The organism is Paenibacillus terrae HPL-003, from assembly GCF_000235585.1.
GTDB lineage: Bacteria > Bacillota > Bacilli > Paenibacillales > Paenibacillaceae > Paenibacillus > Paenibacillus terrae_B.
On sequence record NC_016641.1, the window covers coordinates 4284047 to 4298640 of the forward strand.

The window sequence follows — 14594 nt, forward strand, 5'->3', positions numbered from 1 at the left end:
ATCCCCCTTAGTATGTTGGTTTGATATAGGTTAAACAGCCGCTTACCAGAAATACGAAACGGATGGAAAAGGGTTTCAAAAAAATTTAAAACATTCAAATTTTATTGATATATAAATCCTATGCTTGAATCGACTAAAGCATTCAGTTTTACGGTTTAAGTGAAAATGGATTAGTGTCCGCTCTTACATCTCCAGCGAGCAGCATACGAAGTACCAATTGGCACCACTCCAGACCCGCTTTGGCATTCATAAGCCCTTTTTGCACGAGGATGTAGTCACCGAAGTTTTTGCTGCCAAAATGCAGATCCTCGTCGGGAATGTCGTTCAGAATATCCTCCAGATGCCGTATTCGCTGAATGAAATGACGTTTGCGTTCCTCCAGCATACGGTTGGCACTGCTTTTGTCCGTCAGCCAGAGGCAGAACAGCCGAAGGCTTAATTCGTCCCGTGTGACCGGAGCGGCCAGTGATTCCTGGGACCATTGCTGAAGCATATGGATTCCCTTGTCAGTAATGGTATACATTTTTTTATCAGGCTTGTCGGACTGCTGAATCCAGCGGGAAGCAAGCAATTCCTTGCTTTCCATACGCGCCAGCAGTGGATAAATCTGGCTGTGCTTGGCCTGCCAAAAAGGCTGGATACGCAACATCAGATCATAGCCGGAGGATTCTTCTCTGGCGAGAAGGCCCAACAGACCATAAGATAGTAAATTCATAGATTTTATCTCCTTCATCCATCTTAGTAACGGTTATAACGGCTCTGCAACAGGTTTTCTGCCGCTTCATGAAAAGTGTACACTGAAACTGTATGGTTTGACAACTTTCAGATAGTCCGTTCACAGGTTAGCCAAAATTAGCTCCGATCAACATGCACTCATATGTGCTTATTTTCATAAAAAAGAGGGTATCTTTAGGTCGTAAAATACGGCCTGAAGATACCCTCTTTAATCTTAATTATAGGATTTTCACTGCTTATTTCCATCAACAACCAGCGTTAGCTCCCCGGTGTCCGGATGAATGACCATACCGTGAACAGGCGCATTAGGCGGGAGCAAGGGGTGATTCTTAATAAGTTTTACGGTACTTCTAACCCCTTCCTCGATGTTGTCAAAACCTTTCAGCCATTTGTTTAGTTTAATTCCTGAATTTTCTAGAGTATTTAGCACCTCTTGTGAAATCCCACGCTCCAGCATTTCATTGACCATGTGGTCGGCATTCAGCGCGGCCATACCGCATTCGTAATGGCCTATGACGAGCACTTCATCCGCTTCCAGCTCATACAGGGCAACGAGTACGCTACGCATAACGCTCCCGAAAGGCTGGGAGATAATCGCACCCGCATTTTTAATAATTTTGACATCACCGTTGCGCAGGTTCATGGCTTTGGGCAGCAGTTCGGTCAGACGCGTATCCATACAGGTAATGATGACCATTCTCTTATTAGGGAACTTGCCTGTACGATAGGCTTCGTATTCTTTGTTTTCCACGAAAACGCGGTTGTATTCCAAAATCTCTTTGATGTGATCCACGATTGTTCCCTCCATATGCTATTTAATGTTGAACGTTTTTTTTGGCTTGCTAAAACCGTATGGAAGAAGCCAAATCCCGGTTTTAGCAGGCCGGAAATCAGGCTTTACCCCTTGACAAATATGTACTATTTGACGGTTTTTCAAAATCTTCAGGAGCTGGCCGCAAATGTCGTGTGTTGATTATACTTTTTAATATAAGTATCATCAAGTATAAGAAGTGTAAAGTTTTATCCATTTTTAGTTAAAGAGGTGACCTCGATTATGGCACAACAGACGTTGGATCAATTGGCGGCTTTAAAAGAATTAGCACACAAAATCAGAAGTTATGGTGAAGCCGTAGGCTTATTACATTGGGATTTACGGACAGGTGCTCCGCGGAAGGGCGTTGATATTCGTTCGGAAACGGTGGGTATGTTGTCCACTGAAAGGTTCAAGCTGATTATTTCGGATGAAATGGGACAATTGCTACAATTTTTGACCGCAGAAGACAAACTGGAGCAACTGGAGGACAATGATCGCAGACTGGTGGAGGAATGCCGCAAAAATTATGAGCTGAACCGTTCGGTTCCGGCTGACCGTTACCGGGAATACAGCGTACTCGCTGCTCAGGCGGAGAGCAAGTGGGAGGATGCTAAGGAACATAGCGATTTTGCCGGATTCGAGCCTTATTTGTCTAAAATCGTAGAGATGAAGCGTGAGTTTATCGGTTATTGGGGCGTCAAGGACACAGAATACGACACGCTTTTGGATCAATATGAACCGGATATGACGGTAGAGAAGCTGGATGCTGTGTTTGATCGTCTCAAAAAGCGCCTTGTGCCGCTGTTGTCTAAAATTCAGGCTTCACCAAACCAGCCGGATAAGAGCTTTCTCGACGGTGTGTTTGATGTGAAGCAGCAAGAGAAGTTCGGCCTGTTCATTTTGAGACAGATGGGTTATGACTTCGACGCAGGTCGTTTGGATGAGAGCGTGCATCCTTTTGCGACAGGATTAAATCCGGGTGATGTGCGCATAACAACACATTATTTGCAAGAAGATGTGACTAGTGCGATTTTCAGCTCATTGCATGAAGGTGGTCATGCGCTGTATGAGCAAAATATTGCGCCTGAGCTGGCAGGATCGCTGCTTTCCGAAGGAACCTCTATGGGGATACATGAATCCCAGTCTCGCTTGTGGGAAAATATGATTGGACGCAGCCGTGCTTTTTGGGATCGATATTATGCTGACTTGCAAAAGCATTTTCCAGACCGTCTGGCAAAGGTCACGGCAGAACAGTTCTACCTGGCCGTTAATCGTGTGGAAAATTCACTGATTCGTATTGAAGCTGATGAGCTGACATATAACTTACATATCATTATCCGCTATGAAATTGAAAAAATGCTGTATAATGAAAATCTGGATGTGAAGCGCCTTCCAGAAGTATGGAACGCGAAATATAAGGAATATCTGGGACTTCTCCCGCCGGATGACGGGCATGGCGTTCTACAGGATGTTCACTGGTCCGGTGGTGATTTTGGTTATTTTGCCTCTTACTCGCTTGGCAATATGTATGCAGCGCAAATTTTGGCGACACTGCGCAAGGAGCTGCCAAAACTGGATGAGCTGATTGCTACGGGAGAGCTGGAGCCGATCAAGCAATGGTTGACCGAACGGATCTACCGTTATGGCAAGAGCCGGACGCCATCCGAGCTGATTGTAGCCATTACAGGTGAGGATCTGAACCCGGACTATCTGGCTGATTATCTGGAAGAAAAATACACATCTATATACAAGCTGTGATTTACAGGCTATAACATCATCATTTGTGCATCTACCCCGCGTTCCTGGGCGAACGTGGGGTTTTTGTGTGCGATTAACCATTGGGTAGGCAGCCGCATAAAAATATATGAAGTCTATAATGCAAAAAGGTGGGGAGGGAACAGGGATGAACATCGGCGCTCGTTTCAAAGCTGTGGCGGTTGTGGCACTGCTTGGATTGCTGCTGCTCGGCGGGTGCGCACCCAAAGGGGAGCAAACGATTGAGATCAGACTGGGCGAGGTAGCCCGAACGGTCTTTTATGCGCCACAGTATGTAGCCTTGAGCCAGGGGATGTTTGCTCAGGAGGGACTGGATGTCCAACTGGCGACGATTCCCGGTGGCGACAAGACGATGACGGCGTTGCTGTCCAATCAGGCGGATATCGCGCTTATCGGTGCGGAAACATCTATTTATGTTTATCAGCAAGGGGCAGAGGACCCCATCATTAATTTTGCTCAACTGACGCAGACGGACGGAACCTTTCTGTTTGCCCGGCAAACGCCGGATAGCTTTGACTGGGAAAAGCTGAAAGGGCAAAATTTTCTTGGACAGCGCAAGGGTGGAATGCCACAAATGTCGTTGGAATTTGCACTGCGCAAACACGGTATTGATCCACACAAGGATTTGAAGCTGATTCAAAATATTGATTTTGCCAATGTTGCCTCTGCTTTCGGTTCCGGTACAGGGGATTATGTGCAGTTATTCGAGCCGCAGGCGTCTATTTTCGAAAAAGAAGGCCGGGGACGGGTAGTGGCCTCGATTGGTGTGGAGAGCGGCGAGCTGCCTTATACCGTATATATGGCTAAACAAAGCTATCTGAACGAAAATGGCGAGGCCGTACAAAAATTTACAAAGGCTGTATACCGGGCACAGCAGTGGATTTCCACGCACTCACCTGAGCAGATTGCCGAAGCCATTATGCCTTATTTCAAGGATACAGATCTGGCTGTTCTGACTAGTAGTGTCAAGCGGTATAAGGAACAAGGCACCTATGCCTTGAATCCAATAATCGAGGAGAAAGAATGGAAGAATTTGCAGGATGTTATGACTTCGGCGGGCGAGCTGAAAAGTCCGGTTGCGCTGGAACAACTGGTGAACCGAAGCTTTGCAGAGAAGGCGATTGCAGCTGGCTCATCGGGGAACGCTGACCAGCCTGCAAAAGCGGGGACAAATGGAGCCGCTGATACAGGCGTAGACGCCGGAGGCTCGCCATGACAGAAGAACGGAGTTATCTTATTTCGGATGCAACGGTCCCGGTGGTGGAGCTAAAGCAAGTGACGCATGTGTATGTAACAGACCGGGAGGCCTCGCTGGCAGTTGAGGATATCGACTTTGCTGTAGGGACAGGAGAGTTTATCAGTTTGGTTGGCCCAAGCGGCTGTGGCAAAACTACAATCCTGTCCATGATCGCCGGGTTATTGCGCCCGGCGGCGGGTCAGGTGCTGCTGCAAGGTCAGCCCGTAAACGGTCCGAGTCCGGAGGTTGGCTACATGTTGCAGCAGGATTATCTATTTCCGTGGCGTACGATCATGGATAATGCGCTACTGGGCCTGGAGCTAGGCAATCGGGTAGATGAAGCCTCGCGTGAACGGACCCGACTGCTGCTGGAGGGCATGGGGTTGGGAGGGAAGGAGCATCTGCATCCGTCCCAGTTATCCGGGGGGATGCGCCAACGTGTGGCGCTGGTACGGACGCTGGCGACCAATCCAGGGCTACTGCTGCTGGATGAGCCATTCTCTGCGCTGGATTATCAGACCAAGCTCCAGCTGGAAGACCTGATTGCCGAAACCTTGCGTGAGCGGGGGAAGACGGCTATTTTGGTCACACACGATTTGGCCGAGGCGATTGCGGTCAGTGACCGGATTATTGTGCTGGGCCGAAATCCGGGCCACATCCGGCGTACCTTTGCAATTCCGGATGCGATACGGGAAGTTCAGCCTTTTTATGCGCGCGAGCAACCGGGCTTTAATGAGCTTTTTCATGACATATGGGGTGAACTGGAGGCTTCGGGAGCAAAGGAGTGAGTCAAAGGATGAAGGGCGAAGCGGATCGGCTTGGACAACACTGGATTCAAGGGCTGTATCAGGAGTATAGACTCAGAAGGCGTTCGGAGCGGCGGTTGGTAACGGGTGTACAGACAGCTATTTTAGTGTTTTTATTCGTGTTGTGGGAAATTGCGGGTCGAATGAAATGGATTGATGTATTATTGTTTAGCTATCCAAGCAAAATATTTACCCAAATTGGCAAGGATGCGATCAGCGGTGAGCTGTGGGGGCATGTCGGTGTCACGGTTGGAGAGACGTTGGCGGGTTTTTTACTGGGAACGCTGCTGGGAACACTACTGGCTGTGCTGATCTGGTGGTCGCCGTTTCTGTCGAAGGTACTGGACCCCTATATGGTTGTCTTCAACAGTATGCCCAAGGTGGCGTTGGGTCCCATTTTTATCGTCATGTTCGGAGCCGGATTTACCGCTATTCTAATGACGACCCTCTCGATTACGGTCATTATTACGACGTTAGTCGTGTATAACAGCTTTCAGGAAGTTGATTCGAATCTGATCAAGGTGGTTCGCACATTTGGTGGTTCGCGGCGCGATACGTTTAGCAAGGTGATTTTGCCCGCGTCCTTTCCGGCTATCGTCTCTACACTAAAGGTGAATGTCGGCATGGCCTGGGTTGGCGTGATCGTCGGTGAGTTTCTGGTAGCTAAAATCGGGTTGGGCTATTTGATCATCTACGGCTTCCAGGTATTCAATTTTACGCTGGTGATGTCCAGTCTGCTTATCATTGCGGTCGTAGCGACACTGATGTATCAGGCGGTCGTGTATATCGAGCGTCTGCTGCTATCTGATCGTCCTCAGCGATAGGAATCAAACTTCTATACATTTGTGTAAAATGTGAAAATAAAGTACCATGAAAATGAAAATGATTCAAAGTTTACGAAAACAGATTTCATCCAGAGAGGACAGAATTTTTTCATGGGCTTTCGTACGATTAAAACGGCTATTGCCGCATTAATGGCCGTACTCATTGCGGATGGTTTCGGCATTCATGGAGCCACCTCGGCAGGGCTTTTGGCTATTTTGGGGGTCGATGTCACGCGCAAGAGAAGCCTTCGTACCATTTCGGCGAGATTTTTTGCATCCGTCGTGGGGCTTCTTTTTGCATGTGTTTTGTTTGTTGTATTCGGATTCCATGATTGGGTACTGGCATTATATATTTTAACGGCGTTTCCGGTCATTGTACGGGTGGGCTTCAAGGAAGGAATCGTCACGGGTTCAGTCGTTGTGTTTCGTGTATTTAGCGGCGGTGAGATTGATATGCAGGTGCTAATGACTCAATTGTATCTGCTGGTCATCGGATTAGGGTCTGCGATGGTTGTCAATTTGGCCTACATGCCGCGCTCCGATAACACGATGCAGCAAATCCGGCAGGAGGTGGATCGGACGTTTTCTATTATTTTTAGAAATATAGCCAATACGCTGCGTAGTCCAGCATACATATGGGACGGTAAGGAAGTTATAGAAGCGAACAGCGTCATAGCCAGAGGCGTGACCGAGGCAGGGCGTTCATTGGAAAATCAGATGCTTCGTCCGCAAGAAGGCTGGAATGTGTATTTTTATATGCGCAGGGAACAGCTGGATTCCATTCAAAATATGATGCAGCTGATTTCGCAAATGTATCAGCATATGCCGCAGGCCAAACTTTTGGCCGAGCTATTCGATCAGCTCAGCCATGACGTCCTGGCCGGGCATTATACGGGACAGACGGAGAAGCTGCTGGAGCAGGTACGTGAGGAATTCAAAGAAATGGAGCTTCCCGCAACCCGGGAGGAGTTCGAAATTCGTTCGACATTGTTGCAGCTTACACATGAATTACATCAGTATTTAAAAATCGCTAAAAAGGACAAGGCCCCCACTCCAGTCAAAGCTTAGAGTCGAGGCCAATCTAAACGGCTACTGTCTAATGATGGACAGTAGCTTTTTCTTTTTCAGGGATGACGGACAGCGCAGGCAGGGTTCGCTTGTGCCGAATCCGACCTGCGATCCATAAAGCAATGGTGATCAGGCAAGGATATAGCATGGCCCAGCCGACAAAGGGGAACACCACCGCCGTGGAGATGAATGACACCCAACTAATGGCTACGCCCCAGCGATTACCCCGTAGCAGCTTGATACCCGCTGCACAGCCGCCCAGATAGGTCAGGATAAAGGTGGCGTTGGGGAACTGGATCAGGTTGGTAAGTGAAATCGTACCGCTACCGTAAAGAGACATAATGACGACGAAACAAAGAGAGAGAAACGCGATACCCCCAATAGGCGTATGAAAGCGCCGGGATAATAGACCCATCCAGCGGAAGGCGTGTCCTTGCCGGGATAAGGCATATGCGACGCGTGAAGCAGCACCTACATAAGCGATAATCGTAGCTGTACAAATAAAGATGCCCGTTAAGCCTGCGATCACCGCGCCCCACGGACCAATGGCCCGGCTAATCACCCATACGAGCGTAGCGTCCGATCCACCTGCAAGGTAGCTTTGTGTCCCGACTGTAGCCAGTGCAGTAAGAAAATAAAGCAGGCCAACGATGATGGCTGCAACGGTGACACCCTTAACAGCCGCCCGCTGAGGATTGGTGAATTCCTCCGACAAATGGGAGACGGCTTCCCAGCCGATGAAGCACCAGAACAGAATCGCGGCCGCCTGACCGACAGGAAGCCAGCCGTGCGGAGCAAACGGTGTGAAGTGTACTGTTTTCATCTGAGGCAGCGCTGCGGCAATGGCGAAGATGAGGACAGCAACAATAGCAATTACAACGGCGATCTGAATACGTCCCGCAACCTTCATCCCGACCCAGTTAATGATCAGTCCAACCGCTAGCATGGCAGCGGCCAATCCCATGCGGCTTCCCTCTCCCCAGCCCATGGCGGCGGTCATATAGCCAGCTCCGGTGAGTGCGGCAACAGGTGCCCCAATCGGAACTGACATGAGAAAAAACCACCCGATATAAGAGCCTGCACTCGGTGAAAAAGCCAGCGTAACAAAATGCGATACCCCTCCAGCGTTTGGGAATTTGGCGGACAGCAGTCCCATGGACAGGGCCATCGGCAAGATGAGCAGGGTCATAAAGCCCCACGCCAGTAGTGATGCCGGACCCGCCATTTCAGCAGCAAGACCGGGCACAATCAATATCCCCGAACCCAGCACCGCCCCGATATATAGCGCAATGGCCTGTGGAAGACCAATGGTGGATTGTAGTTTATGTTCATTTGCCATGCAGGTAAGCCTTCTTTCTCTTGTCATTTCCTTCAGCTTATCAGATAATCAATCTATCGGAAAAACGGAATATAACGATCGTTTGCATCGAAAAAAACGATAGAAGGAGCAACTTATGGAATCACGGCATTTGTTTACGTTTTTAAATGTGGTTGAGGCAGGCAGCTTTACCCGGGCGGCGCGTATATTGGATTATGCACAATCAAGTATAACTGCCCAAATTCAGACGCTGGAAACGGAGCTGGGCACACCTCTCTTTGACCGCATAGGCAAGAAAATCATGCTGACCGATGCCGGACGACGCCTGCTGCCCTATGCGCAGGAGATTTCCAAGATGCATGCCCTTGCCAAGGATGCGTTGCGTTCAGAAACGGTGCTGACGGGCACGCTGAAAATCGGAGCGCCAGAGTCGCTAGCGGCTTTCCGCCTGCCGAGCCTGATCCGTGAGTACAGGGAGCGGTATCCGAAGGTAAAAATCGTGCTTAAGCCTGGCGAATGTTGGGAATTACGGGATATGACCCGTTCAGGTGAGCTGGATTTGGCTTTTTTGCTTCAGCCGGAAACGGAGGATAGAGAACTGCATGTCACTACGCTCATTCACGAGCCGATGGCATTGGTTGCGCCACTGGGGCATCCACTGGTTTCCTATAATAAGGTGGAGCCAGCTGACTTGAAGGACGAAACCATTTTGCACACAGAGACGGGCTGCACATATCGTATCCTTTTTGAGCAGTATCTGAACAGACATGGTATTTTTGCAGACCCTAGTCTGGAGTTTTGGAGTATTGAAGCGATCAAGCAATGTGTCATGGTCGGATTGGGCGTTGCGTTGCTTCCGCTGGTTACGGTGCAAAATGAGCTGCGTGAAGGGAAGATGGCGCGTTTAAGCTGGGATGACAGCGAACAGCAGGTGGCTACCCAGGTCGCCTATCATACAAAAAAGTGGAAATCCCCGGCGCTCAGCGAATTTTTACGGATTGTCGAGCAGCATGTAACACATTGGCGTGCATGAGTTCAAGCCGTTGCGGCATAAGCTTATACAAATAATATTTTTTCCTTTTCGCCTATTCACTCAACATTCGCCCACAACCTGCATACATATGTATGGAATGATTGATTGTATGGAGGAGGTTCAAGTATGGCATTAAGTCATAAAAATCGTAGAGAGATTATTACAAAAGCGATCTGCGGTAAAGGTCGCAAATTCTCTACCGTAACCCATACCGTAACTCCGCCTAATAATCCGACCAGCATTTTGGGGGCGTGGATTATTAACCACCAGTATGAGGCTGTGGCGGCTGGAGACGGCATTGAGGTCGTGGGGACGTATGATATCAATATCTGGTACTCATACGATAAAAACTCGCAGACCGATGTGGCTAAGGAAACGGTGTCGTACGTGGAAAATGTACCGCTCTCGTATCTTGATCCGAAGCACCGGGCGTCTACAGTGGAAGTATCCGCCGAGGCGACACAGGAGCCAAGCTGCGTTGAGGCCAGTGTGTCTTCAGGGGGCGGCAGCGTAATTATCCGGGTCGAGCGGGAATTTGCGGTGGAGCTGGTGGCAGAAACGAAGATTGTTGTAGAAGTATTCCCGAATGGCAGCAGTGACGATTTTGATAAGGACTATGATTTTGGAGCGGAAGAAGGGGACTATGAGGAGCTCGACCCCGACCTCATTGACGACGAGCTCTGACGGAAGTAACCAAAAAGAGGGCCGCTTTACTCTTTTGCGCCGGCTGAGACTGCGCAGGGGGGAAAGGCCCTCCTTTTTGTTGTTGTAGGGAAGGGAAAACGTTCAATCGTCTGTAATCTGGTAGGGAGGGGGAAGATGATGCAGCAGGCGGGACAGGCGCTCAGACGCTTCAGACAGATGTCAGATGATGAAAAGCAGCGCCGGCTAGAACGCTCCGGCATATCAGTTCGCTGGATTGACGACAACGCAGCAGATTTTGCGGTAGGCTATGCGGTGCAGATCCATCAGCTACGAGTGCTGGAAATTCGAAGACGCACGATTGAAGGATACTCCAAAGTCCGTGCTTATGATCCGTCTGCGTTGGATAGCAGCTCTCAGTTGTCCGTCCGAATGGAGCGACTGGCTATACGTACTTTATACACACTCGGCCTCGACAGTGGCGAGGTGACGCTGACACTTCTGGGCGAGCGCAGTTGTCAGGTGCGTGAAGTCGTGGCCCAGCCATGGCTTAATGATAGACGCCTAGACGCGCTATATGAAGCCGCAGCTCGCGAAGAGGATGTTCAGGGGCAGGGCCTTCCAGCGGCACAAGGGGATAAAAAGCTGCTAATCGGAATGGATCCCGAGTTTGTACTAGTCCGCATGCCAGAAGGACGGGTTGTACCGGCTTCGCGATATTTGGGCCGCCTCGGCGTGGCGGGATGCGATGCGGTTACGCGCCGGGGTCGAACGTTGTACCCAGTTGCTGAGCTTCGACCCGCACCAAGTGACGATCCGGCTCTTTTGCTGACCCATTTACGCCGTGCCTTTGCGGCAGCAGCCCGGCGCATCGCCGATCATACGCTAATTTGGCAAGCAGGTGGGATGCCGCAGTCGGGTTTTCCGCTGGGTGGACATCTGCATTTTAGCGGAATTCCGCTGAATGGGGCTCTGCTACGTGCGCTGGACAATTATTTAGCGCTGCCTTTGGCGTTGTTAGAAGACAAACGCGCAGCCCGGCGCAGACCGAATTACGGCAATTTGGGCGATTTTCGCCGCCAACCGTATGGAGGTTTTGAATACCGTACACTACCCAGCTTTCTCGTTTCGCCGCAGCTCGCGAAGGGCGTGATTGGAATGGCATTTCTCATCGCGTCTCAATATCCGCGCTTGCAGCGTAGGCCACTGGATGAAGAAGAGGTCCATAGAGCTTTTTATGAAGGAAATCGGATCGTGCTGAGAGAGTATATGGAACCTCTTATTTTAGATATCGTTTCACTGGATGCATATCCGCAATATAAAGCTTATGTCGGGCCTTTGCTGGACAGCCTGCGCCAAGGAAAACAATGGGATGAATCGCGGGATTTGCGTCCGTTTTGGAGGCTTTCGTAAAAAGTGTGGCGTTGTCTGCGATGCTTTCATGTTATCGACTGTCATTTTTGCTATAATGAAAGGTAATGTAAGTTTAAACGGAACAATGTGTGGGGGTTAGTAAACGGTATGGCCAAATATACACCGATGATTGAGCAATATTTATCTATAAAAGATCAGGCGCAGGATGCGTTTTTGTTTTTCCGCCTGGGGGATTTTTACGAGATGTTTTTTGATGATGCGATTCTTGCATCCAAGGAGCTGGAGATTACACTTACCGGACGCGAGGGTGGCGGCACGGAAAAAATTCCAATGTGCGGCGTGCCTTATCATTCGGCGGAAAATTACATACAGCGCCTTATTGAAAAGGGTTATAAAGTTGCCATCTGCGAACAGATGGAGGAAGCCTCGGCTACGAAGGGGATGGTACGGCGAGATATTGTCCGTGTCGTCACTCCGGGTACGGTGATGGAAGGCAAGGTGCTGGGTGACAAATCCAACAATTACATGGTATGTGTCACCGAGACGGACGGGATGCTGGCACTGGCGGCCTGCGATTTGTCAACAGGTGAGCTGTATGTGACCTCTGTACCGGATTCGAAAGAATGGCTATTGGATGAAATTAATATTTATGAGCCGTCAGAAATGCTAGGGGATGGTCATCTGCTCGATTTCGTAACCTCCCGAATGTCACCCGTTGGTCGTCGTGTTGTATACACAGCTTGGGACAAGTCTAAGGATGATCTTGTGCGGGGTCAATTTGGTGAAGCAACGTGGGCAAGGCTCAACGAGGAACGTAGGCAGTGTGTATCGCGTCTGATTGCTTATTTGAATGAAACGCAAAAAAGATCGTTAGGCCAGTTGACCCAGATTTCCGTTTATGAGCCAAACCATTTTATGATTCTTGATCCATTTACCCGCCGTAATCTGGAGCTGGTGGAGACGGTTCGTGAGCGCTCCAAGAAGGGATCGTTGCTGTGGTTGCTGGATCGGACGGAGACATCGATGGGAGCGCGGTTGCTGCGACGCTGGATCGACAAGCCGCTGCTTAGCAGCCATCTGATCGAGGAACGACTGGAGGCGGTTGACAAGCTGTACCACCAGTTTATTTTTCGTGAGGATGTGCGTGCACAGCTTAAAGAAATTTACGATCTGGAGCGTTTGGTTGGACGAATTGCCTTTGGCAGCGCCAATGCACGCGACCTGATTGCACTCAAGCTGTCATTGACCCGGATTCCGGCTTTACGTGAGCTATGTGCAGAATCGGAATCGGAGACACTGCGCCGAATTGCCCAAACGCTGGATAGCTGTACAGACTTGTGCGCGTTAATTGAGGAAGCCGTGGCGGACGAGCCGCCTATTTCCGTAAGGGACGGGGGGCTCATTAAGGAAGGCTACCATCAGCGTCTGGACGAACTGCGGGAAGCGAGTGTGAACGGCAAGCGCTGGATCGCCGAGCTGGAGGCGAAGGAACGTGTAGCGACTGGCATCAGGTCGCTCAAAATTGGATACAACAAAGTATTTGGCTATTACATCGAGGTAACCAAATCCAATCTGGCTTCATTGCCGGAAGGACGATATGAACGCAAGCAAACGCTGGCGAATGCGGAACGATATATTACACCGGAACTGAAGGAAAAGGAATCTCTGATTTTGGAAGCCGAGGATAAGATGGTAGATCTGGAGTACTCTCTCTTCTCTGAGCTTCGCAGCAAACTAAATACTGAAATTCCACGTCTGCAAAAGTTGGCAGAGCGGGTGGCTGAAATTGATGTGTACCAGTCCCTGGCATCGGTCAGCGCAGAGCGTGGCTTCGTGAAGCCTGAGCTGACAACGGGATATGATTTCGTGGTGGAGCAGGGGCGGCATCCCGTTGTGGAAGCTGTGATGAAGGATGGCAGCTTTATCGCCAATGGTACGGCTCTGGAGGAAGCAGATGCGCATATTTTGCTGATCACCGGTCCGAATATGGCCGGGAAAAGCACGTATATGCGTCAGGTTGCGCTTATTGCAATTATGGCGCAAATCGGCTGCTTTGTTCCGGCTGCACATGCCAAAGTACCGATGCTGGATCGCATTTTCACGCGCATTGGTGCGGCGGATGACCTGATCGGCGGGCAGAGTACGTTCATGGTGGAAATGGCTGATATTCAGGTCATGACAGACAAGGCGACTCCGCGAAGCCTGATCATTATTGACGAGTTGGGTCGCGGTACGTCCACCAGTGAGGGGATGGCGATTGCTCAAGCTGTGATTGAATTTGTCCATGACACGATCGGCTGTAAGGCGCTGGTGTCTACGCATTTTCATGAGCTGGCTCATTTGGAGCAAAGCCTGTCCTCGCTGCGAAACTACTCCATGGCGGTACAGGAAAGCGGCGACAAGGTGAATTTCCTGCGTAAGCTCATACTGGGCGCGGCCAGCAGCAGTTACGGTATCTATTGTGCCCGTCTTGCGGGTTTGCCTGATAATATCATTGAACGCGCGAACGGGCTGTTGCATGGCTTTGAACACGCGGCTGCCCAAGTGACGGCAGGCACCGAGGCTGTTGCAGTGGCGAAGGAAAAAGTTGTTCACCGCACAGTTTCAGGAGTTGGAGCTTCTTATTCGGGCGGCACCAATTCAGACCAGACGCTACGGGAAAGCAGAGAAGCGGCATTGCAGGCTCCCCTTGTGTCACAGCAAGCCACCGTTGTAAAAGAAGACACTCAGCAGACGGTGGAAGACTCCAGTGTGCTGAACCATACGGCTACCGGAGTCGTACAGCTGTCCATTTTCGGAGAGCAAGAGCTTGCTCCTGCCAAGCCGCAGCTGGAGACGGCCGAGGTTAATCCGATTGTGCGCCAGATTTTACGCAAGGTGAAAAACGCTGATGTCATGAACATGACACCTTTGCAGGCGATGCAGTTGTTAAATGAACTGAAAAACAAGGCCAACGGCCTGTAGTAC

The 14594-nt window shown here is 50.0% G+C and carries 12 protein-coding genes; 9 read left to right on the plus strand and 3 right to left on the minus strand.

Annotated features, from left to right (window positions below):
- Window positions 1-148: 148 nt before the first annotated feature.
- Together HPL003_RS19355 and HPL003_RS19360 are read right to left on the minus strand one after the other, a co-directional pair.
- Window positions 149-715, minus strand: coding sequence for a PadR family transcriptional regulator (locus HPL003_RS19355; protein ID WP_014281426.1), 567 nt, complete (start codon window positions 713-715; stop codon window positions 149-151).
- A gap of 249 nt (window positions 716-964) precedes the next feature.
- Window positions 965-1528, minus strand: coding sequence for a beta-class carbonic anhydrase (locus tag HPL003_RS19360; RefSeq protein ID WP_014281427.1), 564 nt, complete (start codon window positions 1526-1528; stop codon window positions 965-967).
- 261 nt (window positions 1529-1789) lie between these two features.
- On the opposite strand from HPL003_RS19360, the gene HPL003_RS19365 reads away from it, so the two are divergent.
- The 5 genes from HPL003_RS19365 (at window position 1790) to HPL003_RS19385 (ending at window position 7260) form a co-directional block, all read left to right on the plus strand.
- A complete protein-coding gene (locus tag HPL003_RS19365) occupies window positions 1790-3307 on the plus strand; it encodes a carboxypeptidase M32 (RefSeq protein ID WP_014281428.1) in 1518 nt (505 codons plus the stop codon).
- Window positions 3308-3452: 145 nt separating this feature from the next.
- Entirely contained in the window at window positions 3453-4541 is a 1089-nt protein-coding gene (locus tag HPL003_RS19370; protein ID WP_014281429.1) for an ABC transporter substrate-binding protein, read from the plus strand.
- Window positions 4538-5350 carry an ABC transporter ATP-binding protein gene (locus tag HPL003_RS19375; RefSeq protein WP_014281430.1) on the plus strand — a complete coding sequence of 271 codons (813 nt, stop codon included), beginning with the start codon at window positions 4538-4540 and terminating at the stop codon, window positions 5348-5350. Before HPL003_RS19370 ends, HPL003_RS19375 begins: the two co-directional genes overlap by 4 nt.
- A gap of 8 nt (window positions 5351-5358) precedes the next feature.
- Window positions 5359-6192 (plus strand): ABC transporter permease, encoded by an 834-nt coding sequence (locus HPL003_RS19380; protein ID WP_014281431.1) that lies wholly within the window; start codon window positions 5359-5361, stop codon window positions 6190-6192.
- Window positions 6193-6303: 111 nt separating this feature from the next.
- Window positions 6304-7260 carry an aromatic acid exporter family protein gene (locus tag HPL003_RS19385; protein ID WP_014281432.1) on the plus strand — a complete coding sequence of 319 codons (957 nt, stop codon included), beginning with the start codon at window positions 6304-6306 and terminating at the stop codon, window positions 7258-7260.
- Between the two features lie 28 nt (window positions 7261-7288).
- On the opposite strand, the gene HPL003_RS19390 is transcribed toward HPL003_RS19385, so the two are convergent.
- Window positions 7289-8599, minus strand: a complete 1311-nt coding sequence (locus HPL003_RS19390) for an amino acid permease (protein WP_014281433.1) — start codon at window positions 8597-8599, stop codon at window positions 7289-7291.
- A gap of 115 nt (window positions 8600-8714) precedes the next feature.
- On the opposite strand from HPL003_RS19390, the gene HPL003_RS19395 reads away from it, so the two are divergent.
- The 4 genes from HPL003_RS19395 (at window position 8715) to mutS (ending at window position 14591) form a co-directional block, all read left to right on the plus strand.
- Window positions 8715-9611 carry a LysR family transcriptional regulator gene (locus tag HPL003_RS19395; protein ID WP_014281434.1) on the plus strand — a complete coding sequence of 299 codons (897 nt, stop codon included), beginning with the start codon at window positions 8715-8717 and terminating at the stop codon, window positions 9609-9611.
- A gap of 126 nt (window positions 9612-9737) precedes the next feature.
- Window positions 9738-10295 carry an outer spore coat protein CotE gene (locus tag HPL003_RS19400; RefSeq protein WP_014281435.1) on the plus strand — a complete coding sequence of 186 codons (558 nt, stop codon included), beginning with the start codon at window positions 9738-9740 and terminating at the stop codon, window positions 10293-10295.
- Window positions 10296-10430: 135 nt separating this feature from the next.
- Window positions 10431-11666: a putative amidoligase domain-containing protein gene (locus HPL003_RS19405; protein WP_043922448.1), complete on the plus strand. Its 1236-nt coding sequence runs from the start codon at window positions 10431-10433 to the stop codon at window positions 11664-11666.
- A gap of 108 nt (window positions 11667-11774) precedes the next feature.
- A complete protein-coding gene (gene mutS, locus HPL003_RS19410; RefSeq protein WP_014281437.1) occupies window positions 11775-14591 on the plus strand; it encodes a DNA mismatch repair protein MutS in 2817 nt (938 codons plus the stop codon).
- Window positions 14592-14594 lie beyond the last annotated feature (3 nt).